The organism is Sulfitobacter albidus (assembly GCF_018200035.1).
Taxonomy (GTDB): domain Bacteria; phylum Pseudomonadota; class Alphaproteobacteria; order Rhodobacterales; family Rhodobacteraceae; genus Sulfitobacter; species Sulfitobacter albidus.
Window position 1 is genome coordinate 2,690,811 of record NZ_CP073581.1, and the last position, 26,530, is coordinate 2,717,340.

Here is a 26,530-nt window from a genome sequence, read left to right on the forward strand (position 1 = left end):
ATGACCCAACTGCCCACCCACACCGATAAAAAGCTCGGCCTTGTCATCGATCTGGATACCTGCGTCGGCTGTCATGCCTGCGTCATCTCCTGCAAGGGATGGAACACCGAGAACTACGGCGCGCCCCTGTCGGATCAGGATCCCTACGGCGCGAACCCCTCGGGCACCTTCCTCAACCGCGTGCACAGCTACGAGGTTCAGCCGCAAGGGGGCGAGGCGCAGCTGATCCACTTCCCCAAATCCTGCCTGCACTGCGAGGACGCGCCCTGCGTCACCGTCTGCCCCACCGGCGCCAGCTACAAACGGGTCGAGGACGGCATCGTGCTGGTCAACGAAAGTGATTGCATCGGCTGCGGCCTGTGCGCCTGGGCCTGCCCCTACGGCGCGCGCGAGATGGACGCCGCCGAAGGCGTGATGAAGAAATGCACGCTCTGCGTCGATCGCATCTACAACGAAAACCTCCCCGAAGAAGACCGCCAGCCCGCCTGCGTGCGCACCTGCCCCTCAGGCGCACGGCACTTCGGCGATCTGGGGGATCCCGATTCCGACGTCAGCCAGCTGGTGGCCGAGCGGGGCGGCGTCGACCTGATGCCCGAACAGGGCACAAAACCCGTCAACCAATACCTGCCGCCCCGCCCCAAGGACCAGCTGGGCGCGTCAGACGAACAGATCGACATCCTCGCCCCCTTCCTTGAGCCTGTCGCGTCAGAGCCGCAGGGCTTTCTCGGCTGGCTCGACAAGACGCTGGAGAAACTCTGATGCATCCCGCACCTTCCGTCATCATCTTCTCGTCCTTCTCCGGTCTGGGGTTCGGCCTGCTGTTCTGGCTGGGCCTGGGCATGCCCGCGATGACCGGGCTGAATGCCTTCATCTTCTTTGCCATCGCCTTTGCGCTGGCGGTGGGCGGTCTGATCTCCTCCACCTTCCACCTGGGCCACCCCGAACGCGCGTTAAAGGCGTTTACCCAGTGGAAAACCAGCTGGCTGTCGCGAGAGGCATGGTGCGCCGTGGCCGCCCTGCTGCTGATGGGGCTCTACGCCATCGGCATGATCTTCTTTGCGCAGCGTTGGGCCCTTCTCGGCGTGCTTGGCGCCGTTTTCTCGCTCGCCACCGTGTTCACCACCTCAATGATCTACGGCCAGCTCAAGACCGTGCCGCGCTGGAACACCCCGCTCACGCCCGCGAATTTCCTGTCTTTATGTCTGGCGGGCGGCGCGCTTCTGGCCGGTCAGGTGCAGATCGCGCTGGTGCTGCTGGTCGCGGCGGCGGCCATTCAGGTCATCACGTGGAAACGCGGCGACGACGCGCTGGCGCACAGCGGCACCGACATGGCGACGGCCACGGGCCTCGGCACCATCGGCACCGTGCGCGCGTTCGAGCCGCCCCATACCGGCACAAACTACCTGCTCCGCGAATTCGTGCATGTGGTGGGCCGCAAACACGCGCAAAAGCTGCGCCTCATTGCGCTGGCGCTCATGGCCGGCGTGCCGATTGTGCTGATGCTACTGCCGTTCCATCACATCTGGGGCTTTGCCGCCGTGCTTGCACATCTGGCAGGCGTGCTCTGCGCGCGCTGGCTCTTCTTTGCCGAGGCCGAGCATGTCGTCGGCCTCTACTACGGCAAGCGGTGAGCCTGCCCGATCTGATCCTCCGCCCCGCGCGCGCGCCCGACGCGCCGGGGCTGAGCGATCTGATCTACCGCTCCAAGCACTCCAACGGCTACGACGACGCCTTCATGGCCGCCTGCGCGCACGAGCTGCGCGTGACCCCCGCGCGCCTCATCGCCAGCACCTACTGGCTGGCCGAACGTGGCGGGACGCCACTGGGGTGTGCCGCGCTGCGGCCCCACACTGACACCGTGGGCGAAGTGCACGCGTTCTTCATCGACCCCGATCACAAGCGGCAGGGCATCGGGCGCCTTCTGTGGCGCCGCCTGCACCGGACCGCGATGGGCCAGGGCTTTGCAAGCCTCATACTCGATGCCGATCCCGCCGCTGTACCGTTCTACGAAGACTTAGGCTTTCGCTGGCGGCGCGACGTGCCCTCAGGCTCGATCCCCGGCCGCACGCTCCCGCAGATGACCCGCCCACTACCCTAAAGCGCCAGCCGCCGCTCCACGATCCGCGCCATGACCGAGGCGCCGACGCCCAGCATCTCCTCGTCCATCACGAAGGCCGGATTGTGCAGCGGCACGGTGCCCGCGTGGCCCAGCACACAATAGGCCCCGGGCACGACCTTGAGCATATCGGCGAAATCTTCGGACCCGGTAGCCGGCTGATCCTTGTCAAAGACGTTGTCGGGGCCGACGATGTCGGCGGCCGCCTCCAGATAGGCATCCGACAGCGCCGCATCGTTGATCAACACGTCAAAGACATTGCGCAGATCCAGCGTGATCTCGACCCCATGCGCCAGCGCAAACCCGTCGCAGATCGCCTGCATCCGGCTGGTCGCAAGGTCATAGATCTCGTCCTTGAAATAGCGCACCGTGCCCGCCAGCGTCGCCACCTCCGGCACCACGTTATAGGCAGCGCCCGCGTGGATCTGCGTCACCGACAGCACGCAAGCATCGAGGGCCGGCACATTGCGACTGAGGATGGTCTGAAGCTCACTCGCCAGCGAGGCCGCGATGATCAGCGCATCGCGCCCGTCACTAGGACGCGCGGCATGGCTACCCTTGCCCGTCACCGTGATGTCGAAAAAGGCAGCCCCCGCCATGGCGACACCCTTGCAGATGCCGACCTTACCCGGCGTGCCGTTGGGCATGTTGTGCATCCCGTAGATCTCGTCGCAGGGGAACTGCTCGAACAACCCTTCCGCGATCATGCGGCGCGCGCCGCCCAGCCCTTCCTCGGCGGGCTGGAACACCAGCACGGCAGTGCCGTCGAAATCGCGCGTGGCGGCAAGGTGCTTGGCCGCGCCCAGCAACATGGTGGTGTGCCCGTCGTGGCCGCAGGCGTGCATCACGCCCGGGGTGGTCGAGGCATGATCCAGCCCGGTGATCTCGTGGATCGGCAGCGCGTCCATATCCGCGCGCAGGCCCACGCGGCGGTTCCCCTGCCGCTGCCCGTGGATCAGGGCGACGACACCGGTGCCACCAAGCCCCTCGTGCACCTCGTCGACGCCGTAGGCGCGCAGGTGCTCGGCCACGACACCGGCGGTGCGGTGCTCGGTGAACCCGATCTCGGGGTGGGCGTGCAGATCGCGGAAGATCGCGCGCAACTCGGCGTCGCTTTGGGCGATGGTGGGCAGGATGTTCATGGGCTGTGGCTCTCGCATCAGGGCAGTTTTCCTACCCTAACCGCGCGCGCCCCGGGCCTGCAACGCACACCGCCAGCAATCACGCGCGCGGGCAAAATTTCGGCGAAATTTTGGGCCCAGAATTTCCTCGAAATTCTGCCACCGCCAGCAGCAGGGCGCGCGGCCTAGATCAGCCCCGCGTGCCGCATGCCTGCGTCGATCAGCGATTTGGTGCCATCGCTCAGCCCCGTCAGCGGCAGGCGCACTTCCTCGCTGCACAGATCGAGCTTGCTCATCGCGTATTTTGCGCCGACCAGCCCCGGCTCTGTGAAAATCGCCTTGTGCAGCGGCATCAACAGATCCTGAATATTCAGCGCAGTGGCGTACTCACCCGCCGCGCAGGCCGCCTGCATCTCTGCCAACAGCTTGGGCGCCACATTCGCCGTGACCGAGATACAGCCGACGCCACCCTGCGCGTTGAACCCGTGCGCCGTGGCATCCTCACCAGACAGCTGGATGAAATCGCGCCCGCAGTGCATCCGCTGGTCGCAGACCCGCGCCAGATCACCTGTGGCATCCTTGACGCCCACGATCCGCTCCAGCTTGGCCAGCGCGCCCATCGTCTCGGGCGTCATGTCGACGACCGACCGACCGGGGATATTGTAGATGATGATCGGCAAGCCGCAGCTGTCGTGCACGGCGGTGAAATGCGCGATCAGCCCGCGCTGCGTCGGCTTGTTGTAATAGGGCGTGACCACGAGGATCCCGTCCGCGCCCGCCTTCTCGGCGTGCTGGGCGAGGCGGATCGCCTCCAGCGTGTTGTTGCTGCCGGCACCCGCGATCACCGGCACCCGGCCTGCCACGGCCTTGACCACTTCGACGACCACGCGGTCGTGCTCTGCGTGGGTCAACGTGGGGGATTCGCCCGTCGTGCCCACCGGCACAAACCCGTTCGATCCTTCACCGATATGCCACTCCACCAGCTTTTTCAGCGTCTCGATATCCAGCTCGCCGCCCTGAAACGGCGTGACGAGAGCAGGAAGGGATCCTGTGAACATATGCACGCTCCTTGTATTGTGCTGGAGGCCGAGGCCACCGGTGAAAGACCCCGATCACCCCGATCAAAGCCCCGTGAATATTTGCACCCCGACAGGCAAGGTCGATTGAACCCCGCCCGTTCCGGGCTATGCTGCATGGCTCTACCGCCTGAGAGATAGGAATTGCAAGTCATGACACGTCTACTGGCGGCCCTGCTGCTGATGCTGAGCGTCTCTGCCACGTTCGCGCAAACCGAGCGCCCCCGCCCGCTGGGCTGGGCGATGGACGCCATGCGCGGGGGCGATTTCGACGGCGCGCTGCGCATCGCCGAACGCGACGGCACCGCCGCGCGCGACGTGATCCTGTGGCACAAACTGCGCGCCCAGCGCGGCAGCTACGCCGAGGTGGTCGATTTCCTCACCCGACGCCCCGATTGGCCGGGCGAGGACTATCTGCGCCGCCGATCCGAGCCGGTGGTGATCGCGCAGGACGACGCTGCCATCCTTGATTTCTTTGCCGACAGCCCCGCGCAGACCCCGCGCGGTGTGCTGGCCCACGCCGCCGCGCTGACCCGCGCTGGGGAGGAAGGGCTGGCGCAGGCGTCAGTCGTCCTCGCATGGCGGACCATGCCGATGAACGCCAACAGTCAGGCGGCCTTTGTCGCCGCGCACGCCGATCTGATCAAACCGCATCACGACGCCCGGCTCGACGCGATGGTGTTCCAGCGCGAATATGACGAGGCGCGCCAGATGTACCCGCTCGCCTCCGCGCCCGCGCGTCAGGCCGCCGAGGTGCGCATCGCCCTCTACCGCCGCACCGGTAACGCCGCCTCGCAGTTCGAGGCGCTGCCGGACGCGATCAAGAACACCGGCGGGCTGAACCACGCGCGTTTCGAATGGCGCGTGCGCGAGGGCCGCGTGAACGATGCCAAGGATTTGCTCATCGCCGCCTCCACCTCTGTCGAGGCGCTGGGCGATCCCGCCGCCTGGGGCAACCGTCGCCGCGCCCTGGCGCGCGGCGAGATGCGCTCGGGCGACAGGCAACGCGCCTATGCCATGGCTTCGCAGCACTTCCTGACCGAAGGGTCGGACTACGCCGATCTCGAATGGCTGTCAGGCTATATCGCGCTGCGCTTTCTTGACGATCCGATGCGCGCGCACCAGCATTTCCTCAACCACGACAACGCCGTTGAATCCCCCATCAGCCAGGGCCGCGCGGGCTATTGGCAAGGCCGCGCGCTGGAGGCCGCTGGCGACGAGGAAGGCGCGATGGCGGCCTACCGCGCCGGCGCCAACTACCAGACGTCGTTCTACGGGTTGCTCGCGGCGGAGCGTGCGGGCGTCCCTTTCCCCGAAAAACTCCGCGGCGCCCCACCCGAACAAGACTGGCGCGACAGCGCCCTCGCCCGCGCACCCCTGTTCGAGGCGGGTCTGCTGCTGCAAGCCTCGGGCGAGCTGAACCTGGCGGAGCGGTTCTGGACCCACCTCGCCGAGCAACTCGTCGAAGAAGACCTGAGGCTGCTGGGGCAAGCCGCCATCGACTTGGACCAGCCGCATATCGCCGTGATGATCGGCAAGCGCGCCGCGCAGCGCGGGCTCGAGATCGCCGCCCCCTACTACGCGCTGCACCCGCTGGCCGAGGCCGATCTGCCCATGGCGCCGGAGATGAACCTCGCCATCGCGCGGCGCGAAAGCGAATTTGATCCGGTCGTGCAATCCTCCGTCGGCGCGCGCGGGCTGATGCAGCTGATGCCCGCCACCGCGCGGGAGGTCGCCTCGAAACTCGGGATAGCGCCCCAGCACAGCACCGAAAGGCTCACCGCCGATCCGGTCTATAACGCGCGGCTCGGCTCGCAGTACCTGAGCGAGCTTGCGGGCCAGTTCGACGGCAATGTGGTGATGATGTCGGCGGGCTATAACGCGGGGCCAAGCCGCCCGATCCGCTGGATGCGCGATTACGGCGATCCGCGCAGCGGCGACATCTACATCGTCGACTGGATCGAGATGATCCCCTTCCGCGAGACCCAGAACTACGTCATGCGCGTCACCGAAAGCCTGCCGATCTACCGCGCTCGGCTGGGTAAGGATCCACTGCCGATCCCCTTCTACGAAGAGTTGATCGGCTCAACCCTGCAAGCGTTCGCGCCATAGCGTGAACAGCCCCGCGCCCACGATCACCGTGGCGCCGATGGCCAGCGCGGGGCTGACCGTTTCGCCAAAGATCACGATGCCCAGCGTGCTGGCGAACACCAGTTGCAGGTACGCGAACGGCTGCACCGCACTCGCCTCCGCCACCTCGTAGCAGCGGATCAGCAGCCAGTGCCCGCTTGCCCCCGCGACGCACAGCGCGCCCATCCAGATCCAGTCGCGCCCGCTCATAGGCTCCCAGAACCACATGCCCAGCGCGGTGGTCGTCAGCGCCCCCACCGTGCCCGTCCAGAAAAAGCTGGTCGCCGTGGTGTCGCGCCGCGCCACAAACCGCGTGAGCAAGCCGTAAAGCGCGAACATCCCCGCCGCCAGCAGCGGGATCAGCGCGCGCACATCGAACACGCCCGTTCCGGGCCGCAGGATGATCAGCATCCCCACAAACCCCACGCCAATCGCCGCCCAGCGCCGCCAGCCTACCCGCTCGCCCAGCACCGGACCGCTCAGCGCCGCCACGATCAGCGGCGTGACGGCAAACACCGCGTGGCTCTCGACCAGCCCCAACAGGGTGAACCCCGCGACCATCACGCAGATCTCAAGCGACAACAGCAGCCCGCGCAGGATCTGCACCAGCGGCTGCGTGGTGCGCGCCGCCGCACGGATGCCCCCGGCCTTGCGGCGGGCGACGGTGATGACAAAGGCGGCAAAAAACCAATAGCGGATCATCACCACCATCAGCACGTTGTATTCGCCCGCCAAATGGCGGCTCAGCGCGTCCTGCACGGCGAATACCGCCGTTGTGGCGATCATCAGCGCGATGCCAAGGGCGACGTTGTTGGATTGGCTCACAGCACCGCCCGCGTCATATGCCGCTTGCGACCAAAGCCGGCGCTGCGGGTCACCGCAAATCCCGCCTCCTCCAGCCCCCGCCGCACGAATCCTGCCGCCGTGTAGGTCGCCGCCGTGCCACAGGGCGCGGTATGCGCGGCCACCTGCGCCATCAACTCAGGCGCCCACAGCTCCGGGTTCTTCGCAGGTGAAAACCCATCCAAAAACCACGCATCCGCCACCCCTTCCCACGCGGGCAGCGCCGTGCGCGCGTCGCCGTGGATTACCTCCAGCGTGAAATCATCGCCCTCCAGCCGCGCCGGAAACGCCTCAAGCGCGGTCAGCACCGACGCCGGCAGATCCGGCCAGACCGACAGCGCGCGGCGCAGATCCTGCATCGCCATCGGATAGGCCTCAAAACTGGTGAACCGCAGCCGCCCCGACACGTCTGCCGCGCGAAACGCCGCGAGGCACACCAGAAAATTCAGCCCCGTGCCGAACCCCAATTCGGCCACGTGAAACCCGTCGCGGAACCGCGCGGGCAGGTCATTGCCCCCCAGAAACACGTGCCGCGTCTCGGCCACGCCGTTTTCAAGGCTGAAATACGGATCGTCAAAGCGGGTCGAGACCGGCACGCCCCCGTCCCGCCATTCCAATCCTGCGCTCTGGTCGTGCACGTCCGCATCCTGTATCCGCTTCACACGCGCAATCTGCGCCCAAACCGAAAGGGCCGCAATGACCGATCTGACCATCCGCGGCGCGGGCATCTTTGGCCTTTCCATCGCGTGGGAGGCCACCCTGCGCGGCGCGCAGGTGACGCTGATTGATCCGCACGGTCCGGGCGCGGGCAGCTCTGGCGGGATCGTCGGCGCGCTGGCGCCCCATGTGCCGGAAAACTGGAACCCGAAAAAGGCGTTCCAACTCGACAGTCTGCTGATGGCCGAAGGGTTCTGGGCCGCCGTGGCAGAGGCCGGCGGCGCCGATCCCGGCTACGCCCGCACGGGGCGGCTGCAAGCCATCGCCGATGATGCGGGGCTTGTCCTTGCCCGGCGCAGGGCGCAGACCGCGCGCGATCTGTGGGGCGATCACGCCCGGTGGGAGGTCACATCGGACACGCCCGACTGGGCACCGGTCTCTGCCACCGGGTACACCATCTTTGACACGCTCAGCGCCCATCTGCACCCGCGCCGCGCCTGCGACGCGCTGGTCGCAGCCCTCGCGACAAAGGGGGTGCGCGTCACGCCCGATGGTCCCGAACGCGGCATCGTGATCGATGCCACCGGGGCCGCGGGGCTTCACCGTCTGGCCGCCGCACACAGCCGGTCAATGGGCGCGGGCGTCAAGGGGCAGGCCGCCCTGCTCGCACATGACGCCCGCGGCCTGCCGCAGCTGTTCGCCAACGCCGTGCACATCATCCCGCATCTCGACGGCACCGTCGCCATCGGCTCCACCTCAGAGCGGGAGTTCACCGATCTGGAAACGGATGCGCAGCTGGACGGCGTCATCGCCACCGCCCGCGCCGCCGTGCCTGCCCTGCGCGAGGCACAGATCATTGACCGCTGGGCCGGCATCCGCCCCCGCGCCCGCACCCGCGCGCCGATGCTTGGCCCCGATCCGTTCCGCCCGGGTCATTTCATCGCCAACGGCGGGTTCAAGATCGGCTTTGGCATGGCGCCCAAGGTCGCGACCACCATGGTCGATCTCATCCTTGAGGGGCGCGACACCATCCCCGAAGGCTTCCGCCTGGAGGACAACCTGTGATCACATCGCTTGACCATCTGGTGCTGACCGTCGCCGACATCGACGCCACGATTGCGTTCTATACCCAAGCGCTGGGCATGACCCACGCGCCCTTCACGGTCGCCGACGGCAGCACCCGGCACGCCCTGCGCTTTGGCGAGTCCAAGATCAATCTGCACGTCAGCGGCGCGGAGTTTGAACCCAAAGCGCAAAACCCCACGGCAGGCAGCGCCGATCTATGCTTTCTCACCGATCGCCCTCTGGCCGACTGGCAGCGCCACCTCGCCGCCCACGGCACACGCATCGAAGAAGGCCCGGTGCCCCGTTCGGGGGCCACCGGGCCTCTCATCTCACTCTACGTCCGGGATCCGGACGGTAATTTGATCGAGATCAGCGCCCCACTTCAGCCTTGAGCGATTTCATCAGCTCGGTCAGCTCCTTGATGTAGATCTCACCGGTCAATTGCCCCTGATCGTCAAAGGCTTCGTGGCTGGCGGCCACATGGATTTCCGGCCCTTGCAGGATACGCGGGCGGAAGGGCACCATGAACCCGCGCAGGATCATCTGCGCGCGCTCGCCGCCCGCACGGCCCGCCGCCGCCGACATCACCGCCACGGGCTTGCCCCCCAGGGCTTCACACTCGACCGGCTGATCCAGTCCAGCGCGTTCTTCAACGCGCCCGACGGGCCCTTGTTGTACTCAGGCGTGGAAATCAGCACCGCATCGGCGTCCGCGATCTGCTGCGCCAGCGCGTCCACGGCGGCGGGCACGCCGCTTTCCTGCTCGTCATCCCCGTTATAGAGCGGCAGGTCGATATCCGCCTCGATCAGCTGCCCGCCATCGTACAGGCTCGCCGCCTCGCGCAACAAAAGCGAATTGTGGCTGCCCTTGCGAAGCGAGCCGGAGATGCCCAGAAGTGTGTGCATGGCGTTTGGTCCTTGGATAAATTGCGTTACGCGTAAAGTGAGGCGGAGGTGCGAATTCTCAAGGCCATGGTGCGCACGAAAAAGGCCGCCGTGCGTCCCCACACGGCGGCCCTTGCATCCTTCGGGACGGGATCAGGCCGGGTTCGGCAGGATCACGATTTCGACCCGACGGTTCTGGCGCTTGCCCTCAGGCGTCAGGTTGGAGGCAACCGGCTGCGCCTCGCCCCGACCGAACGTCTGGATCCGCGCACCGGGTACGCCGTTGCCCGTCAGCACATTCGCCACCGCCCGCGCGCGATCCTCTGACAGCTGCTGGTTGAACGCCGCATCCCCGTCGCTGTCGGTGTGGCCGATGATCTGCAGCGTCGAATTCTGGTAGACCTGCACGTTTTGCGCCAGCGCCTGCAAATCGCCCTGAATACCCGCGCTCACCGCGCTGGAGCCGCTGTCGAAGGTGATGTCCTGCGGCAGGGTCACGATCAGACGGTCGCCGGTGTTCTGAATGACCACACGGCTGTCGAGCTGGCGACGCAGCTCGGCCTCCTGCCGGTCCAGCAGCACGCCGCCACCCGCGCCCAGCGCGCCACCGATGATCGCGCCCTTCAGCGCGCCCTGATCGCGGTTGCCATCGCCCCGGCTCAGCGCGCCGATCACGGCCCCCGAGGCCGCGCCGATCAGCGCACCGTTCTTGGCGTTCTGGTTCGGATCACCATCCTGCGCGAGGATCGAGCCGTTCGGATTAGTACACGCACCCAACGCAAAAACGCCCGCCAGTGCGGCGGCGAGGGAGAATTTCGAAAATGTCATAGTTTACTGCCTTGCTGTTTGGGCTCCGTTCGGGCGAAGCATCTTTCACGCAGACAATATAGCCCTTTCGCGCCCCGGACAAAATGCCGCCACAGGGGGAATCGGCGGCATCCCGCGCACGTCAAACGCGTCAGCGTGCATCCGCCCGTGCCCCCTCGAACGCCAGCATGGCCCGTTTCACCGGCAGCCCCCAATGATAGCCGCCCAAACCGCCCGTCCCGCGGATGACGCGGTGGCACGGGATCAGATAGCCCACCGGATTGCGCCCCACCGCCGTGCCCACGGCGCGTGCGGCCCCCGGTGCGCCGATGCTGCGCGCGATTTCACCGTAGGTCGTCACCGTGCCCTCCGGCAGCCGCAACAGCGCTTCCCACACCTTGATCTGGAACGGCGCGCCCATCAGATACAGCGGCGCCTTGTCCCGCGCCGCGCGCATCCCGAACGCCGTCAGCACCCAGCCGCGCAGGCGCGCCGGATCCTCGGCAAAGGTCGCGCGCGGCCAACGGGCGCGCAACCCCGCCATCGCGGCCTGCTCCCCCATCTCGGCGGCAAAGGACAGACCACAGATGCCCCGCTGCGTCCCCATCACCAGCGCCGGGCCAAAGGGGCTGTCGAACCACCCCCAGAAGATCTCAAGCCCCGCGCCCCCCTGCGCGAACGCACCGGGGCTCATCGCCTCCCAGCGCAGAAACAGATCGTGCAGCCGCCCCGTGCCCGAAAGCCCGACCGACTGCGCCGCCTCCAGCGTGGTGAACCGCTCGGCCAGCAGGGACTTCGCGTGGCCCAGCGTCAGATACTGCTGAAACCGCTTTGGGCTGACACCGGCCCAGGCACTGAACACCCGCTGGAAATGCGCCGCACTCATCCCCATTTCGCCGGCCAGCGCCTCAAGGCTCAGCGGCGCCTCGGCCGCATCAATGGCATCAATCGCGCGGCGGATGACGCCAAAATGATAGGCGTCCGAAGACGCAGCGGAGGGAGCGGTAATCTCGTTCATGCCCCCAGAATATGCGCCCGCCGCCTTGCACGCGACCCGAAACCTGCGCATACCCTTCGACCATGACAAAACCCACAAAACAGCTCGATTACCACACGATCCGCGCCATCATGCAGCGCTTTCACGCGGCCGAGCCCGAGCCCAAGGGCGAGCTGGAACACGTGAATGTCTACACCCTCGTCGTCGCCGTGGCGCTGTCGGCACAGGCGACGGATGCCGGCGTCAACAAGGCCACGCGCGCGCTTTTCAAGGTCGCCGACACCCCGCAGAAAATGCTCGACCTCGGCCTCGACGGGCTGACCGACCATATCAAGACGATCGGCCTCTTCCGCCAAAAGGCCAAGAACGTGATGAAGCTCAGCCAGATCCTCGTCGACGACTACGGCGGCGAGGTGCCCAATTCTCGCGCCGCCCTGCAATCGCTGCCGGGCGTGGGCCGCAAGACCGCGAATGTCGTGCTCAACATGTGGTGGCAGCAGCCCGCACAGGCGGTCGATACCCACATTTTTCGCGTCGGCAACCGCACCGGCATCGCACCCGGCCGCACCGTCGATGCGGTCGAGCGCGCGATCGAAGACAACATTCCCGCCGACTACCAATTGCACGCGCATCACTGGCTGATCCTGCACGGGCGCTATCACTGCAAGGCGCGCAAACCGCAGTGCAAGACCTGCCTGATCAATGACCTGTGCCAATTCAAGGAAAAGACCGAATGAAACACTACGACATCGTCGGCATCGGCAACGCCGTCGTTGACGTCATCACCCACGCCGATGACGCCTTTCTCGATAACATGGGCATCGACAAGGGCATCATGCAACTGGTCGATCAACCCCGCGCCGAACAGCTTTACGGCGCGATGAACGACCGGCTGCAAACACCCGGCGGCGCTGCGGCCAATACGATCGCGGGCGCGGGCGCGCTGGGCCTCTCGGCGGCCTTTATCGGACGGGTCAAGGACGACGGGCTGGGCCGTTTCTACGCCGCCGCCATGACCGACATCGGGATTGATTTCGTCAACGCGCCCGTCAGGGACGCGGAGGAGCCGACCTCGCGCAGCATGATCTTTGTCACCCCCGACGGGGAGCGGTCGATGAACACGTATCTCGGTGTCTCCACCGGCCTCAGCTCGGCGGATGTGCCGGCAGAGGTCACCGGCGGCGCCAAGCTGATGTTCCTCGAAGGGTATCTGTTCGACCGCGACGCGGGCAAGACCGCCTTTCGCGAGGCCGCCCGCAGCGCCAAGGCCGGGGCGGCAAAGCGGGCATCGCCATCTCCGATCCCTTCTGCGTCGAACGCCACCGCGCCGACTTCCTGCACATGATCGAGCACGATCTGGATTTCGTCATCGGCAACGAGGCCGAACTGACCGCCCTGTGGGAAACCAAGGATATCGAAGAGGCGCTGTCGCGCACCGCCGACATCTGCGCCACGGTCGTCTGCACGCGCGGCGGCGACGGTGTCACGGCCATTCGGGGGTTCGAACGTACCGATGCCCCCGTCACCCGCATCACCCCCGTCGATGCCACGGGGGCCGGCGATCAATTCGCGGCAGGCTTTCTTTACGGCATGGCCACGGGCGCCAGCCTCGACACCTGCGCGCGCATGGGCAACCTCTGCGCCGCCGAAGTCATCTCCCACGTGGGCCCCCGGCCCGAGCGGGACATGCTGGCGGAGTTCCGCGCCCATGGGCTGATCTGATGCTGGGCGACGGGTATCACGACGTGCCCGCGGGCAAGCTCGCGATGGTCGTCACCCATCTGGAAATGCGCAGCCCGCCCTCCCTGCGCGATGCCCCCTGCCGCAGGGCGTCACGCTGCGCCGCGTCACCCCGACGCTGGACTGGTATCGCGACATCTTTGCCCGCGTCGGGCGCGACTGGCTCTGGTTCGGCCGCCTCGCCCTCGACGACGCGGCTCTCACCGCGATCCTCACCGACCCAAATGTCAGCTTCTACACCCTCAGCCGCAACGGCACGGACGAAGCGCTGCTGGAGCTTGACCACCGCGAAGCCGGCGCTTGCGAACTCGCCTATTTTGGCCTGACAGAAAGCCTCATCGGCACCGGCGCCGGCCGGGCTCTCATGAACACGGCCATCACACACGCCTTCGCCCGCCCGATCGCCCGCTTTCACGTGCACACCTGCACCCTCGACAGCCCGCAGGCTGTCGCCTTCTACATCCGCAGCGGCTTCATCCCCACCAGGCGCCAGGTCGAAATCGCCGACGACCCCCGCATCACCGGCCTGCACCCCGACACATCCGCCCCGCAGATCCCGTTGATCTAGCGCGCCTCCCCCCTGCACCCTTTCAAAAATACCTAAACCCCCCGGCCCGCTGCACTCACTGCGGCCCGCGATACGCCCGCACATCCCCAAAATCCTAGGACGTCTGCGTGCCCACCTCGATCTTGTCGAGCAACCGCTGGATGCGCTCCATCTCCAGCCGGTAGGTTGTGCGCTTAGCCATCGCGAGGCTCGACTTGGCCAATGTGATCGCCGCGTCCGTGCGCTCACGGTGGTAGAGGCAACGCGCATATTCGGTCATCGCCCGGTTCAGACGCAAATTCATCGAATAGCGCTTTGCCAGTCCCGCCGCACTGGTCAGCAGCTTGCCGGCCGAGGATGTCTCCCCTGCCCGATCAGCACCTGCGCGCGCACCAAAAGCGCGTCCGCCATCAGGTTTGCGCAGCCAAAGCGGCGCGCGTATTCCTCGATGTTGCCCAGACGGCGCAGCGCATCGAGGTCCTGAAAGTTATCCGCAGGATTCGCCGGGAACAGCCGGTGATAGCAGTCGGTCAACTGCAACCGCCGCCGCACGTCCTCGTGGCCGCCCGCCTCCGCAAATCCCATCGCTTCGGTCATCGCCCGCGCGCCTTCCTTGGGCTTTTTCATGTCCCGCAGCAGGTTGGCGTGGTGATACAACGCGATCGCCGTGCCCCGCCGGTCCTCCAGCGCGCGCAGGCAACTCTCGGCATAGACATAGTCGCGGTTGGCGTACTCGCGATCTCCGGTCAGGTGGTTGACCAGCCCCCTATAGACCCGCGCCAGCGCGTGCACCCGTTCGGTTGAATGGTTCGTCGCTTCGCTGTGGATGATGTTCGCAAGCCGCCCCTGCGCGGCGTCGATCCGCCCCCGCTCGATCTGGCAGATCGCGAGGTTGAGCGAAATCCGGTTGTGCTGGGGTTGCCCGTCGACCTGCCCCTCGATCCCGCGATTGAGGTGGATGCCCTGCCGCAGCAGGGCGACGGCGTCGCTCAGATTCCCCTGCACAAGGCAGGTCAGCCCCGTCTCGTTGTAGAGCCACACGATCTCGTCGCGGTAAAGCGCGTTGAGCTGGTCCAGCTTGCGCTCCGGTGGCCGGTCGAACTGCTCGCCCCCCTTCTCACCATCCTCCAGAAATTCCCAGGCCTTGCGGATCAGCCACCGCAGGTTGATCTTGTAGGTCTCGAAATATCCCGCCCCTTCCTGCAGGTCGGTCGAGGGCGAAATCTCCTGCTCCAGACGCGACACAACCGAGATCGAGAATGTCGTGCGTACCGTCGATAACGCCGCGCGCAGCGCCTGCACGGGGGTTGTCGGATCATCGGCGTTCATCGCGATCGGATTGGCGACACGGCGGCGGTGCGGCTGATCGGGATATTGGCTAAGCGATTGCACCAGCCGGTTCAGGAATACATAGCCATCGGCCCGAAACCGCGGCAGGTTTGACGGCATCGAGGCATACAGCGACGGCGCAAAGGAATTGACCGATCCGGGTTCGGCCTGTTCATTTCCCAGATTGCCGATCACCAGCGCCTGTACGGACCGGTGCACCGCATAGCGATATTCGGCCTCGCGCCGCCACAACCTCTGGCTTTCCGGCGGTTGGTTCATCGTCATCAACCGGGGATGCGGACTGAGCCGGAAGACCAGACCACGCTCGGCGAGGGCATAGGCCGCGCGCGCCACATGACGGCGGCGGCTGATCGCGCCATCGCGCACCGTCTGGTCAAGGTAGTCGCGGATGTCGGGCGCCCGCACCAGCACGTTGCAGCTTACCGGCGCGCCAATCACGGCCAGATGCTTGATCAGCAGCATGTGCAGGCGGTGATCGCGGTCCGGATCGCCAATCACCGCATTGGCCGCCTCCTCGTCCAGAACCTCGCGCAGCACGTAGCGTTCGCGCTGGTCGGCGCTGGCGCTGGCAACCTGCTGGCCAATCCCCCGGATCAACCGCTCCGCGTGCCGCGCGCCAAGATAATCGGCCGCGGTGCCCCGGCGCCTCAGGGCGGCAAATACCTTCTGCTCCGCCGCCGCCAGAAGAATGGTAAATCCGAATCTGTTGCCGCGCAGCGCGTTCTGGATCGCGGTCCACTCCCGCGTGGCGACCGAAAGGGTGGATTTGTACCGTCTTTCAAGGCGCTCGGAAAACGACAGCCCCGGCACGAGCCATCCCTCCAGCTCATCAAGCTCGGCCGACCTGCCGTCGTCACGCAATTTCTGACGCCTTGCGGGGCCCAGCGCGTTGATCTCGTCGCGCACGTGCCCAACAAATACGTCCAGCGCCCGCTCAATCGCGTGACCATAGATTTGGCTTGCGGTGTCGTAGCCCGCCAGCGGGGGCTCATCCGCGTACCATTGTTCTGTCTTTGCCGCCTCAAACGCATGATCCGCCGCAATCATTTCCTGCCGCAAGCTCTCAATCCGCGCATCCAGCAGATCGGGCGCACCGCCGGCCCCCTGTTGTGGCTCTCAAAAAACGCCTGCGCCTCATTGGCAAAAAGCGCGAGGGCGAGGGTCGGGAAATTGTCGATCAGGAAACGCTCGGGGCGCATAGGCTGGGCAAAGTGGATCTGATGGGTCGAGGCAGGCCCGCCGGTCGCCGGAATATCCGTCAGATCCGCCATGCCGCTCTGGATCGCGCGGGCCTGTTCGCCTTCATGGCGGGCGGCGTCGGGGCGATCTTCCTGCTGGCCCCGCGCGCCGATGATCCTGGCGGGTGGTGTCGCCCAATGTCTGCGCGTCGCGGGGGCATCCCCCTTGGACAGCTCTTTCTTGACCTTGTTGATCGCCCGCTTGCGCGGACCGCTGCGCCAGGGCTCTCCCAGTACGTTTTCATTGCCCACCACGATGAGATCAAGCGGCAGATGCGCCCCCTTGGGGCTGGTGATCAGATAGCGGATGATCTGGTCGATCTCACGGTTTTTCGACAGCCCCCCGCGGTAGAACAAGAGCTCGGCAGACTGGAGCACCAACAAGCCCCGCGGCTGCATATCGGTCTTGCGCGTATAGGCTTCTGAAGCTTTGCGGAACGCGTCCATGATATGGCGCAGCGCAAATGTGCGCGACAGATCCCGCACCTCCCCGGCAAGCGCTGCCGCCGCCGCGGTCAGATCCTTTCGGACCTCATCTGCGGGCGCATCGAACAGGTTGGCACGGGCGTGAACGATATTGACGTAAGTCGGCGTCGTTTCACGCGACAGAACATACGCGCAGCGCGCAAAACGGTCCCGGCTTGTCTTGCTGTCATGCGCGACCGACGCGCGCAGCGTGATCGTCGACTGGAAAAACACGTCGAGCAGCATGTCATAGACCGATGCGATCTCGGTCCCGAAGCTCAGATTGACAAAGCAGGCGTTCACAAACAACGGCTGCGGCGTCAATCCAGCCGGCCAGGCCGCGTGCAGATAGTTCGCCAGCCCCAGATCGGAGGTGAACGCAGCCATGAACGCGCCCTTGCCCAGCCCGCGCCCCGCCGCCACCGTATACAGGCGCCGCCCCTTTGCGAATTTCGGTTTCGGCGGTCCGTATTTACCGGGCGAACCGGCAAGCAGCCCGGACGTGCCCGCCGTCTTGAAACTCTCCGCGATCGCCTCGATGAACTGGTCAAAGGCGTGATACCGGGTCGGAACCCGCGTTATAGAAGTTTTGTCCGGGAAATTCGCACTCTGCGAGAGCCACGGGCGGTCCGACATCGGCGTCAGCACCGAATGACGCACAAAGCGGCGGGGGAACGGCAGATAGCAGCCAGGGGTGAGGTCGCGGCGCCCCCGCAACGGCGGTCGAACCTCTTCAAACCGGGCGAGCCTGTGCGGCGGGCTTTGCTGCCATTGCTTCCACCACGATCCCCATTCCTTGCGCAGCCCTTCGAGCGCGGCATTGAAACACGAGGTGAAGATCGCGCTGCGCAACCCGTCAAGCAGCGCCAGACGGGCCTGCAAATCGCGGATCAACTCGGGGCCGGACGTGGTCACCGGCTGGGTCATCGTCTGGCGCATCACCTGACCGAACAGCTCGAACGTCACCGCAAAATAGTCTTTCGTGTTCACCGACACCCGGTCGCGCCCGGCAATTTCCTGCCCGATGACCAGATCGACATGATAGGGCACCAGCGTCGTGGGATCGAAAAGCTGATCCTGCTTCAGATCTCCACAGGCTTTTGTGATCCGGGGCTTCGCGATCCTCCCGCTGATCGGGGACACCCCCTTCTGCGCTTTCTCAAGCGAGCCATTGTTGATCTCCCAAAGCTCGGAGACAACGCTGAGCATTCGGTGCATCCAGTCCACCGTGCGCGGTTTCTCCTCTCCGTCCATCGATATCGCCGCCATGCCGTAAAACACCGTGTGCGTGCCATAGCGCAGGAAAAGCCCGGCTGAGGTCTTTGCGCGGTCGTCCGCCCCCTTTTCGGCGGGCATCAACACGATCGACCGGTGCGGGATCGCCCTGTCGTGATTGCTCATGAACTGCCGCAGCGGGCGCAGCACATCCGCCTCGGTCATGCCCAGCCCCAGAAACAAGATCGGATTGGCCGAGAACGCCAGCCGGATGCCCTCGTCCACCAGGTCCCGCTCCGCATCCTCGCGCAGATACAGATCCATGTAGTCGCGCTCGGTCACGACAACGCCGTCCTCCGCCGTCGCGCGCCCGTGCAGGTGAAAGACCGAAACATTGGCCCCATCTGCCCCGGCGGCAAAGCGGAACAGATCCGACGCCGCCTCGCGCCGGAAGGTCATATCGCGCATCACCCGACCCAGACCGCTGGTGCGCGGATCATCCGGCGCCATCGGCGGCGGGCGGTTGTCCAATTGGTGCGCCGCGCGGTCGCTCGTCCTGATCTCCCGATGATACCCTATGTCCTGGAAAAACCGCTCGATCTCAAAATCGTAATTGGTCGTCAGGAAGCGCCGGATATTCATATCCAGCGCCAATTTGCGTACCGGGTCCAGATGCGGCGCCAGTATCGAATCCCGCGAAGTGAAATCAGCGGGCGTGACCTGCTCTTTCAGGAGCGTGCGAAGTTCGGAATTCCCGAAAGGATCCGGCAATAGCCGCAAAAGGACCCCCACCAGAAACCGAATGGAAGGCGTCAGAAAAATCCGGCCCTGGTCCTCCCCGATCCGCCTGCAATGATTGTCAATGGCGCTCAATGCGTCATCCCATCCGGCAATGCCTGCGTCGCGGGCCAATTCGACGATCTTGCGGACATTCGAAACCTTGTAGGGCACCATGCAATGGTACAGCTCCGAATCCTGCCGGATCCCCAGAATATCCCGCCGCAGATTACGCCGCCGCGCCTCGAAATCAGACTTCCGACGATCCCAGAAGGCCTCAGCGTCCGCAGGCGCGGCGCTCTCGTCGGCCCGGCCTTCTTTCTTTCCGTAGCCCAGCGCATCATCCACCTGCTTTTCGGCAAGCGCGGCCTCATCCAGCAGCAACAGCTTGGTCAGATCCTCGAACGAGGCGTGCGATTGCGGCTTCGTCGCCACGTCGAGATAGGCCTCATGCGCGGATCTGAATTTTTCAACAAGGCTCACAAGTCCATTGAATTCAGGCACGGCCCCAACGCTTGGTGCATCTCTGGCAGGTATGAAGGCTTCGATGATCCTATTGGGCGCGGTCGAACTCTGCTCATCGGCCCACAGACCGATGCCACATCTCTCCTTTGAAATCTCCTTCGCCTTGCGAAATCCCAAACCGGCGTCATGCAGGTCGCTCGGCAGATAAAGGCCCGCGTGACTGCGCAACATCCCATGCAATTGTTGCGCGATTTCGAATTGCACCGGCAAGCTCTCTCCGCCGGGGAAATCCCCCTTTGAATTGCCCAGTTTGAACGTTTTGAACAGGTCCTCCACCTCATTGATGGCGTAGGTCAAAACTTCCATTCGGTTTTTGAACCAGCGGTGCAGATTCCGCTTGCCGGCCATGCCCAGCCCCGCCGTCTGGGCGCCATCGCCAGCGGGAAGGTCAAATACATCCGGCATTCCCGCAGCAACCGCCAGCCGTTTCAGCGGACATGTAAACTTGTCGACCGGATCGCCGGGCTTCCAATACGCAATTTTCGGATCACAAATACGCGCCTGCTCCCCGATCAGGTCACGCGATGCCTTTGCCACTTTCAGAAAATGCTCTGCATGGTCTCTGACCACCCCGATCTGCGTCTCGCGCCAACTCGTCCAACTGTGCCGCCCGTAGGCAGCAGCGGCCCCGGATCCCAGAAACGCGGTGAGGTTTTCCGAATTGATCGCCTGAAACAAAAGCTGCTTACCGCGCGCCTCGATCAACTCGACGTCGAGTGTATCTTGAATTTGATGAACCGTGTAGGGCCAGGCCAACAGTTCATTACGCGTCTTTGCGTAACGCGATGTTTCGTTCGACAAAAAATTATTCCTTGAAATATGCGCAAAAAAATATCTTCGTTAAGAAATACGACTATTCTTTTAATTCAAAAACAACCTTTTTTATGAGCCGCGACATGAAACGCATCCTTCTGCTGGGCGATCGGGTAACCGATGAATTCATCCTGCCAATGCTGCCAAAGGGCGGATACGCAATTGCGGCGGATGGCGTCATGCCGGTCAAACACGATTGGGAAAATCGCGACCGTTGGTGCCGTTTCGCGCAACCCGGCGGCGTGGCGATGGCCGCATCCATGCTCCGCGAACATGGTCTGGATGTGGTTGAACCCACCACAGACGGCGCTCCGCAACTCACCGCCTACGCGGTTCTGGGCGTTTGCGAGCCGCTCAAGGATCATCCCGATAAATTTGCTTTCAAGCGTCAGCGCGCCCGGGATGATTTCTCCGACTACAAATTCAGGATCGAAAAGCTGAACGGATACGAAAAAACCGATTGCGATACCGGAACGCTCAAGCTGACCGATGCCGATGTCAGCGATATCGCCCTGGTCGCGATCAACGATGCCGGCAATGAATTGCGCGATACCGGTTTTGCCTCCGCCAAGACCCTCGAAATGGCGCTGGCCGCGAGCAACCAAAGGGTGCTCAAAATGCATCTGCCCCTCGCCAACGGGCAGGTCTGGAACGCCTTCAGCGATCAGGACCGCAAAGGCATCCTGCTGGTGCACGCCGAAGATCTGCGCCTGTCCGGTGTCAAGCTCACACGCGGGCTGTCTTGGGACACGATCGCCGAGGATCTGCACCGCGCCGCCTCGGATCCCTCGGGCATCCTGCACGATCTTGTACAGGGCTCCGACCGGCTCGTGATCTTTTTTGCGGACGAAGGCGCGGCAGTCCTGCACCGCGCCGAGGGCAGCGACATCCCCGACATCTCCCTGATCTTCGACGGGGCCCGGATCGAAGGCGAAATCGCCCGCCAACTGCCCGGCACCCTTGTCGGCGCCTTCAACAGCTTTTTCAGCCGCCTGATCGCGGAGCTGACCCGCGAAACACCCCTGAACCATGCAGTGGGCTGGGCCCTCAGAAACGCGATAACGTTTCAGTCAGGCTTTGCGACGGCAGATCGCGTGGACGGTGCCCCGGCGTGGCGCATCAATTCTCCGGCCGCGACGCCCCTCGGCGCCCCCGACGCGCACGGGTTCATCATCCGCGATCGGATCGGCAGCACTGCTGGCAGCCTTCTCGACGGCATCTCCTCCCCGCTGCTTCAGATCGCCCACGATATCGTTTGCAAGGGCGCAAAGAACGCCCTGAAAGCGCACGAGGTCCCCCACGCCACCTTCGGCAAGCTGACGACGATCAGCCGCAACGAAATCGAAGGTCTGCGCGCCGTGCGGCATCTCTTCGATGGCTACCTCGACGATCCGTCCCGGTCCAAACCGATCTCAATCGCGGTTTTCGGCCCCCCCGGATCGGGCAAATCCTTCGGGGTGAAACAGCTGGTCGACGAAAAAACCACCCCGATCCTTGAATTCAACCTCTCCGAAGCGAGCGAAGCCGACCTGCCCGCCTTCTTTCACCTCATCCGGGACGAAACCCTCAGGGGCAGAACACCCCTGTGCTTTTTCGATGAGTTCGATTCGAACAGACTGACCCTTCTGAAAAGCTTTCTCGCCCCCATGCAGGACGGGACCTTCCGCGACGGGCATACCGTGCATCCCACCGGCCGCGGGCTCTTCGTCTTTGCCGGCGGGACGGCCGAAACCTACGGGGAGTTTGCCGATATCGGGGTAAACGGCACCTTCGACGCGCACGCACGGGAGATCAAGAAACCCGATTTCCTGTCACGCCTGTCGGGATACATCGACGTCAAAGGCCCAAACCCGGCCCAGAAAGGCGGCTCAGATCACGCCTATATCCTGCGCCGCGCCATCCTTCTGCGGGTCATGCTGCAACAGGCCTTCCCGTCGAGCGTCGATGCGCAGGATCTGCTCACCATTCAGCAACAACTGCTCGACCATCTGCTGACCGGGGTGGACAGATACCTGCACGGCGCCCGATCGATCGAGACGACGATCCGCATGATGTCAGCCCACAAGGGCACCCTTTCCCCCGGCCTGTCCGATCTCACATCCCAGGACCAATCAAAGCTTCACATCTGGAGCTGAGCCGGGCCCATTCACCCCTGCACCCTTTCAAAAATACCTCGGCACCGACAATCGCCCGCGCGCGCCCTCACAAATAGGGCCGAAACCGCGCCACAACCGCTTCATAGGTCTCGCGCTTGAACGGCACGATCCCCTCCAGCATCGCGTCCACGTCAATCCACTTCCACGCGGCAAACTCCGGGTCCGCAGTGGCGATATTCACATCCGCATCCGTGCCCCTGAACCGCAGCAAAAACCACTTCTGCTCCTGCCCCCGAAACCGCCCCTTCCACAGCTTCGGCACCAGATCATGCGGCAGCTCGTAGGGCAGCCAATCATCGGTCTGCGCCACCACCTCGACCAGGTCGCGGGTGATCCCCGTCTCCTCCTCCAGCTCGCGCAGCGCCGCCGCGCGCGGATCCTCGCCCGGATCCACCCCGCCCTGCGGCATCTGCCAGGCGTCGTAATTCCGGTCCAGCCGCTGGCCCACAAAAACCGCGCCCTGCGCATTCGCCACCATCACGCCCACACAGGGCCGGTAGGGCAGCGCCTCGATCTCTTCCGGTGTCATCAGATATCCTCCATTTGCTCTGCCATACCACCCGCACACCGTCCCCGCCACTCCGGGCGCACGCCCTCCCCTGCACCCTTTCAAAAATACCTCAATCCCGCCCGCGCCCCCTGACGCCGCGTTTTGCGTGACTTCCCCCCGCCCGCGCCTCAAACTCCGCAAAACCGCCAACAGGAGACGCGCCCCATGTCCAGCTATCCCCACATGCTCGAACCCCTCGATCTCGGCTTTACCACGCTGAAGAACCGCGTGCTCATGGGCTCCATGCACACCGGGCTGGAGGAGACCAAGGATTGGGACCGCGTCGCCGAATTCTACGCCGCGCGCGCGCGCGGTGGCGTGGCGCTGATGGTCACGGGCGGCATTGGCCCAAACCTCGAAGGGTCGGTTCTGCCGGGTGCCGCGATGATGGCCAGCGACGAGGACGTGAAAAACCACCGCGTCGTCACCGACGCCGTGCACCGTGATGGTGGCAAGATCGCGATGCAGATCCTGCACGCGGGCCGCTACGCCTACGGGCCGAAATGCGTGGCGCCTTCCGCCATCAAATCCCCGATTTCCCCCTTCCCGCCAGCGGAGCTGGACGAGGACGGGATCGAGAAACAGATCGCGGACATCGCGCGCTGCGCCGGGCTCGCGCAACAGGCGGGCTACGACGGGGTCGAGGTGATGGGCAGCGAGGGGTATTTCCTCAACCAGTTCCTCGTCACCCATACCAACAAACGCGAGGACCGCTGGGGCGGCTCTTATGAGAACCGCATGCGCCTGCCCATCGAGGTCGTGCGCCGCGTGCGCGAAACCGTCGGGCCCGATTTCATCGTGATCTACCGTCTGTCGATGATCGATCTGGTGCCCAATGGCTCCACCTACGACGAGGTCGTGCAGCTGGCGCAGGAAATCGAACGGGCGGGTGCGACGATCATCAACACCGGCATCGGCTGGCACGAGGCGCGCATCCCCACCATCGCGACCTCCGTGCCGCGCGCGGCCTTTGCCTGGGTGACCAAGAAACTGATGGGCAAGGTCGGTATCCCGCTCATCACCTCCAACCGTATCAACACCCCCGACGTGGCCGAGGAGGTGCTGGCGACCGGCTGCGCCGATATGGTTTCGCTCGCCCGTCCCATGCTGGCGGATCCCGATTTCGTGGCCAAGGCGGCGGCGGGCACGTCCGCGCAGATCGCGCCCTGCATCGGCTGCAATCAGGCCTGCCTCGATCATACCTTCGGCGGCAAGATCTCCAGCTGTCTGGTCAACCCCCGCGCCTGCTACGAGACAGAGCTGATTGTCGCCCCCGCCGACACGCCCAAGAGCATCGCCGTGGTGGGTGCCGGCCCCGCGGGCCTGTCGTCGGCCATCACCGCCGCCGAGCGCGGGCACAAGGTCACCGTATTCGACCGCGCGTCAGAGATCGGCGGCCAGCTCAACCTCGCCAAACAGGTCGCGGGCAAGGAGGAATTCTTTGGCTTCGTTGACTGGTATCGCACAATGGTCGCCCACCACGGCATCGAGGTGAAATTGAACACCGAAGTCTCCGCCAACGATCTCGACGGGTTTGACGAAGTGATCGTCGCCACCGGTGTCGTGCCGCGCGATCCGCAGATCCCCGGCCAGAATCACCCGTCCGTCGTCAGCTATATCGACGTGCTGGATGGCACGGTGACACCCGGCGACCGTGTCGCCGTGATCGGTGCGGGCGGCATCGGCTTTGACGTGTCCGAACATCTGGTGCATGCGGGCACATCCACCACGCTCGATTTGCCCGCATGGATGCGCGAATGGGGTGTGGCCGACACGGCCGAGCATCGCGCGGGCCTTGCCCCCGAAGGGCCGCAGCCCCCCGCCCCCGCGCGTCAGGTCACCATGATGCAGCGCAAGCCCTCAAAACCCGGCAAGGGGCTGGGCAAGACAACCGGCTGGATCCACCGCGCGTCGCTGACCATGAAAGAGGTCAAGATGATCGCCGGCGTCAACTACGAGCGGATCGACGACGACGGCGTGCACATCTCCTTTGGCGAAGCCCGCGAGAATGCGCAGGTGATCCCGGCAGACACGGTCGTGCTGTGTGCAGGGCAGCTCAGTGATCGCAGCCTCGCCGACGCGCTGGAGGCCAAGGGCAAGACGTGCCACGTCATCGGCGGCGCGGATGTGGCGGCGGAACTCGACGCCAAACGCGCCATCGACCAGGGCACCCGGCTGGCCGCCACGCTCTGAAACACCTTCGGGCCGCGGAATATTCACCCGCGGCCCGTCACATTCATTCCAGCGGATGTGATCCGCCCACGCGCAACTCCGCCCGCCGCGCGCCCGTGTCTTTTCCACCAAACGGAAGAGACCTCACATGCCCCTCCCCACACAACAGGAAACACAGCGTTCCCCTGTTTCCGCGTCTTCAACGATGCGCCAATTACCTTGCTACTGTCCCACAGGCGCCCAGATTGCGCCCCAATCCGCCGTCATAGCTAACCCTCGAAACAGGAATGAAGGGGACGGCACATGGACCGCCTGACAGAGATGGAAGCGTTCGCCACCGTGGTGGACCAAGGCGGGTTTACCGACGCCGCGAAAAAGATGGGGATCTCCAAATCCGCCGTCAGTAAACACGTCTCCTCGCTGGAGGCCCGGCTCGGCGCGCGCCTGCTCAACCGCACCACGCGTCGCGTGTCGCCCACGGAAATCGGGCTGGCCTATTACGACCGCGCCCGCCGTGTTCTCAATGACGCAGGGGAGGCCGACGCGCTGGTTACTTCCATGCAATCGGCGCCCTCGGGGCTGCTGCGCATCTCGGTGGCGACGGATTTCGGGGTCAATCACCTGTCGCCCTGCCTGTCAGAGTTTCTGGCCGATTTCCCGGACATCACCGTCAACATGGTCCTCAACAACCGCTACGTTGAACTGATCTCCGAAGGGTTCGACATGGCCGTGCGCATCGGGGAGCTGGAGGACAGCACCCTGCGCGCCCGCAAACTGACCGAGACGACCAAACGCATGATCGCCTCGCCCTCCTATTTCGAGAAATACGGCCGCCCCGAAAAGATCGACGATCTGAACGAACACAAGCTGCTGCATTATTCGAACCAATCGTCCGGCAACGTGTGGAAACTGACCGCGCCCTCGGGCGAGAAACGCCAGGTACGCACGGCGGGCTGGCTGTCGGTCAACGACGGGCAGTCGCTGCTCAACGCCGCGATCTCCGGGCTTGGTATCGCCTATCTGCCCAGCTTTCTGTACGCCGATGCCATGGCGCAGGGCCTGATCGAGGACGCGATCCCCGATCTGCCGATGGAAACCCAAGGCATCTACGCCGTCTACCCGCCGGGCCGCTTTACCCAGCCCAAGGTCCGCGCGTTCATTGATTTTCTGGTCCACGCCTTTGCCGAAAAAGGCCCCAGCGACTGGACATAACCCACACCATCTCCCCTCGGTGAACTCCCCCGGTCAGCGCCTTGCGCCTGATCGGGGTTTTTTCTTTGCCGGTG

The 26,530-nt window shown here is 64.8% G+C and carries 21 protein-coding genes and 2 pseudogenes; 12 read left to right on the plus strand and 11 right to left on the minus strand.

Features of this window, described 5'->3' with window-relative positions; translation table 11 throughout:
- Genes KDD17_RS13285 through KDD17_RS13295 form a run of 3 tightly spaced genes read left to right on the plus strand, consistent with a single transcriptional unit; the run spans position 1 to position 2,098 of the window.
- Positions 1 to 759, plus strand: a complete 759-nt coding sequence (locus tag KDD17_RS13285) for a 4Fe-4S dicluster domain-containing protein (RefSeq protein WP_212704097.1) — start codon at positions 1 to 3, stop codon at positions 757 to 759.
- On the plus strand, positions 759 to 1,631 hold the full coding sequence (locus KDD17_RS13290; protein ID WP_212704098.1) for a dimethyl sulfoxide reductase anchor subunit family protein: 873 nt from the start codon (positions 759 to 761) through the stop codon (positions 1,629 to 1,631). Before KDD17_RS13285 ends, KDD17_RS13290 begins: the two co-directional genes overlap by 1 nt.
- Positions 1,628 to 2,098: a GNAT family N-acetyltransferase gene (locus KDD17_RS13295; protein WP_212704099.1), complete on the plus strand. Its 471-nt coding sequence runs from the start codon at positions 1,628 to 1,630 to the stop codon at positions 2,096 to 2,098. Before KDD17_RS13290 ends, KDD17_RS13295 begins: the two co-directional genes overlap by 4 nt.
- On the opposite strand, the gene KDD17_RS13300 is transcribed toward KDD17_RS13295, so the two are convergent.
- Entirely contained in the window at positions 2,095 to 3,258 is a 1,164-nt protein-coding gene (locus KDD17_RS13300; RefSeq protein WP_212704100.1) for a M20 aminoacylase family protein, read from the minus strand. The two genes, KDD17_RS13295 and KDD17_RS13300, sit on opposite strands and share 4 nt — an antisense overlap.
- A gap of 164 nt (positions 3,259 to 3,422) precedes the next feature.
- Positions 3,423 to 4,295 carry a 4-hydroxy-tetrahydrodipicolinate synthase gene (gene dapA, locus KDD17_RS13305; RefSeq protein ID WP_212704101.1) on the minus strand — a complete coding sequence of 291 codons (873 nt, stop codon included), beginning with the start codon at positions 4,293 to 4,295 and terminating at the stop codon, positions 3,423 to 3,425.
- A gap of 171 nt (positions 4,296 to 4,466) precedes the next feature.
- On the opposite strand from dapA, the gene KDD17_RS13310 reads away from it, so the two are divergent.
- The gene (locus tag KDD17_RS13310) at positions 4,467 to 6,425 is read left to right on the plus strand and encodes a lytic transglycosylase domain-containing protein (RefSeq protein ID WP_212704102.1); all 1,959 of its coding nucleotides are present in this window, start codon (positions 4,467 to 4,469) and stop codon (positions 6,423 to 6,425) included.
- Here the strand turns inward: KDD17_RS13310 and KDD17_RS13315 are convergent.
- Positions 6,399 to 7,229: a DMT family transporter gene (locus KDD17_RS13315; protein WP_212706243.1), complete on the minus strand. Its 831-nt coding sequence runs from the start codon at positions 7,227 to 7,229 to the stop codon at positions 6,399 to 6,401. The two genes, KDD17_RS13310 and KDD17_RS13315, sit on opposite strands and share 27 nt — an antisense overlap.
- Positions 7,230 to 7,264: 35 nt before the next feature.
- Positions 7,265 to 7,924 carry a tRNA (5-methylaminomethyl-2-thiouridine)(34)-methyltransferase MnmC2 gene (gene mnmC2 / locus KDD17_RS13320; RefSeq protein WP_212704103.1) on the minus strand — a complete coding sequence of 220 codons (660 nt, stop codon included), beginning with the start codon at positions 7,922 to 7,924 and terminating at the stop codon, positions 7,265 to 7,267.
- A 58-nt stretch (positions 7,925 to 7,982) separates the two neighbouring features.
- Between mnmC2 and KDD17_RS13325 the strand changes: the two genes are divergently transcribed.
- Positions 7,983 to 9,008 (plus strand): NAD(P)/FAD-dependent oxidoreductase, encoded by a 1,026-nt coding sequence (locus KDD17_RS13325; protein WP_212704104.1) that lies wholly within the window; start codon positions 7,983 to 7,985, stop codon positions 9,006 to 9,008.
- Positions 9,005 to 9,400 carry a VOC family protein gene (locus KDD17_RS13330; RefSeq protein ID WP_212704105.1) on the plus strand — a complete coding sequence of 132 codons (396 nt, stop codon included), beginning with the start codon at positions 9,005 to 9,007 and terminating at the stop codon, positions 9,398 to 9,400. Before KDD17_RS13325 ends, KDD17_RS13330 begins: the two co-directional genes overlap by 4 nt.
- Here KDD17_RS13330 and KDD17_RS13335 read toward each other — a convergent pair.
- From KDD17_RS13335 to KDD17_RS13345, 3 genes and pseudogenes are all read right to left on the minus strand, one after another.
- Positions 9,378 to 9,913: pseudogene (locus KDD17_RS13335) on the minus strand (NADPH-dependent FMN reductase). The gene KDD17_RS13330 and the pseudogene KDD17_RS13335 overlap by 23 nt on opposite strands.
- Positions 9,914 to 10,045: 132 nt before the next feature.
- The gene (locus KDD17_RS13340) at positions 10,046 to 10,720 is read right to left on the minus strand and encodes a YiaD family glycine zipper/OmpA-like lipoprotein (protein WP_212704106.1); all 675 of its coding nucleotides are present in this window, start codon (positions 10,718 to 10,720) and stop codon (positions 10,046 to 10,048) included.
- Between the two features lie 130 nt (positions 10,721 to 10,850).
- Positions 10,851 to 11,717 (minus strand): methylated-DNA--[protein]-cysteine S-methyltransferase, encoded by an 867-nt coding sequence (locus KDD17_RS13345; protein ID WP_212704107.1) that lies wholly within the window; start codon positions 11,715 to 11,717, stop codon positions 10,851 to 10,853.
- A 62-nt stretch (positions 11,718 to 11,779) separates the two neighbouring features.
- Between KDD17_RS13345 and nth the strand changes: the two genes are divergently transcribed.
- The 3 genes and pseudogenes from nth to KDD17_RS19275 all read left to right on the plus strand — a co-directional run bounded on the left by nth (position 11,780) and on the right by KDD17_RS19275 (position 14,004).
- Positions 11,780 to 12,433, plus strand: a complete 654-nt coding sequence (nth, locus tag KDD17_RS13350; RefSeq protein WP_212704108.1) for an endonuclease III — start codon at positions 11,780 to 11,782, stop codon at positions 12,431 to 12,433.
- Positions 12,430 to 13,418 (plus strand): annotated as a pseudogene (locus KDD17_RS13355) (adenosine kinase). Before nth ends, KDD17_RS13355 begins: the two are co-directional and overlap by 4 nt.
- Before the next feature lie 340 nt (positions 13,419 to 13,758).
- On the plus strand, positions 13,759 to 14,004 hold the full coding sequence (locus tag KDD17_RS19275) for a GNAT family N-acetyltransferase (RefSeq protein WP_431358158.1): 246 nt from the start codon (positions 13,759 to 13,761) through the stop codon (positions 14,002 to 14,004).
- Positions 14,005 to 14,098: 94 nt separating this feature from the next.
- Here KDD17_RS19275 and KDD17_RS13365 read toward each other — a convergent pair whose 3' ends face one another.
- The 3 genes from KDD17_RS13365 to KDD17_RS13375 are packed head-to-tail and all read right to left on the minus strand — an operon-like array spanning position 14,099 to position 20,309.
- Positions 14,099 to 14,287 carry a hypothetical protein gene (locus KDD17_RS13365; protein ID WP_212704109.1) on the minus strand — a complete coding sequence of 63 codons (189 nt, stop codon included), beginning with the start codon at positions 14,285 to 14,287 and terminating at the stop codon, positions 14,099 to 14,101.
- A gap of 32 nt (positions 14,288 to 14,319) precedes the next feature.
- On the minus strand, positions 14,320 to 16,392 hold the full coding sequence (locus KDD17_RS13370) for a tetratricopeptide repeat protein (RefSeq protein ID WP_212704110.1): 2,073 nt from the start codon (positions 16,390 to 16,392) through the stop codon (positions 14,320 to 14,322).
- Entirely contained in the window at positions 16,377 to 20,309 is a 3,933-nt protein-coding gene (locus tag KDD17_RS13375; RefSeq protein ID WP_212704111.1) for an SIR2 family protein, read from the minus strand. The genes KDD17_RS13370 and KDD17_RS13375 overlap by 16 nt, the downstream gene beginning before the upstream one ends.
- Between KDD17_RS13375 and KDD17_RS13380 the strand changes: the two genes are divergently transcribed.
- Positions 20,270 to 22,501, plus strand: a complete 2,232-nt coding sequence (locus tag KDD17_RS13380; RefSeq protein WP_212704112.1) for a P-loop NTPase family protein — start codon at positions 20,270 to 20,272, stop codon at positions 22,499 to 22,501. The two genes, KDD17_RS13375 and KDD17_RS13380, sit on opposite strands and share 40 nt — an antisense overlap.
- A 67-nt stretch (positions 22,502 to 22,568) precedes the next feature.
- Here KDD17_RS13380 and KDD17_RS13385 read toward each other — a convergent pair whose 3' ends face one another.
- The gene (locus KDD17_RS13385; protein WP_212704113.1) at positions 22,569 to 23,051 is read right to left on the minus strand and encodes an RNA pyrophosphohydrolase; all 483 of its coding nucleotides are present in this window, start codon (positions 23,049 to 23,051) and stop codon (positions 22,569 to 22,571) included.
- Positions 23,052 to 23,237: 186 nt separating this feature from the next.
- On the opposite strand from KDD17_RS13385, the gene KDD17_RS13390 reads away from it, so the two are divergent.
- Positions 23,238 to 25,265: an NADPH-dependent 2,4-dienoyl-CoA reductase gene (locus KDD17_RS13390; RefSeq protein ID WP_212704114.1), complete on the plus strand. Its 2,028-nt coding sequence runs from the start codon at positions 23,238 to 23,240 to the stop codon at positions 25,263 to 25,265.
- 282 nt (positions 25,266 to 25,547) lie between these two features.
- Positions 25,548 to 26,456: a LysR family transcriptional regulator gene (locus KDD17_RS13395; RefSeq protein ID WP_212704115.1), complete on the plus strand. Its 909-nt coding sequence runs from the start codon at positions 25,548 to 25,550 to the stop codon at positions 26,454 to 26,456.
- The last annotated feature ends 74 nt before the right edge of the window (positions 26,457 to 26,530 follow it).

What these genes read in the sequence shown, in the direction of transcription:
- KDD17_RS13285 (WP_212704097.1), top strand. Translation starts at nt 1, where the DNA reads ATGACCCAACTGCCCACCCACACCGATAAAAAGCTCGGCCTTGTCATC.
- KDD17_RS13290 (WP_212704098.1), top strand. Translation starts at nt 759, where the DNA reads ATGCATCCCGCACCTTCCGTCATCATCTTCTCGTCCTTCTCCGGTCTG.
- KDD17_RS13300 (WP_212704100.1), bottom strand. Translation starts at nt 3,258, where the DNA reads ATGAACATCCTGCCCACCATCGCCCAAAGCGACGCCGAGTTGCGCGCG.
- dapA (WP_212704101.1), bottom strand. Translation starts at nt 4,295, where the DNA reads ATGTTCACAGGATCCCTTCCTGCTCTCGTCACGCCGTTTCAGGGCGGC.
- KDD17_RS13310 (WP_212704102.1), top strand. Translation starts at nt 4,467, where the DNA reads ATGACACGTCTACTGGCGGCCCTGCTGCTGATGCTGAGCGTCTCTGCC.
- KDD17_RS13315 (WP_212706243.1), bottom strand. Translation starts at nt 7,229, where the DNA reads ATGATCGCCACAACGGCGGTATTCGCCGTGCAGGACGCGCTGAGCCGC.
- KDD17_RS13325 (WP_212704104.1), top strand. Translation starts at nt 7,983, where the DNA reads ATGACCGATCTGACCATCCGCGGCGCGGGCATCTTTGGCCTTTCCATC.
- KDD17_RS13340 (WP_212704106.1), bottom strand. Translation starts at nt 10,720, where the DNA reads ATGACATTTTCGAAATTCTCCCTCGCCGCCGCACTGGCGGGCGTTTTT.
- KDD17_RS13345 (WP_212704107.1), bottom strand. Translation starts at nt 11,717, where the DNA reads ATGAACGAGATTACCGCTCCCTCCGCTGCGTCTTCGGACGCCTATCAT.
- nth (WP_212704108.1), top strand. Translation starts at nt 11,780, where the DNA reads ATGACAAAACCCACAAAACAGCTCGATTACCACACGATCCGCGCCATC.
- KDD17_RS13365 (WP_212704109.1), bottom strand. Translation starts at nt 14,287, where the DNA reads ATGAATTTGCGTCTGAACCGGGCGATGACCGAATATGCGCGTTGCCTC.
- KDD17_RS13385 (WP_212704113.1), bottom strand. Translation starts at nt 23,051, where the DNA reads ATGACACCGGAAGAGATCGAGGCGCTGCCCTACCGGCCCTGTGTGGGC.
- KDD17_RS13390 (WP_212704114.1), top strand. Translation starts at nt 23,238, where the DNA reads ATGTCCAGCTATCCCCACATGCTCGAACCCCTCGATCTCGGCTTTACC.
- KDD17_RS13395 (WP_212704115.1), top strand. Translation starts at nt 25,548, where the DNA reads ATGGACCGCCTGACAGAGATGGAAGCGTTCGCCACCGTGGTGGACCAA.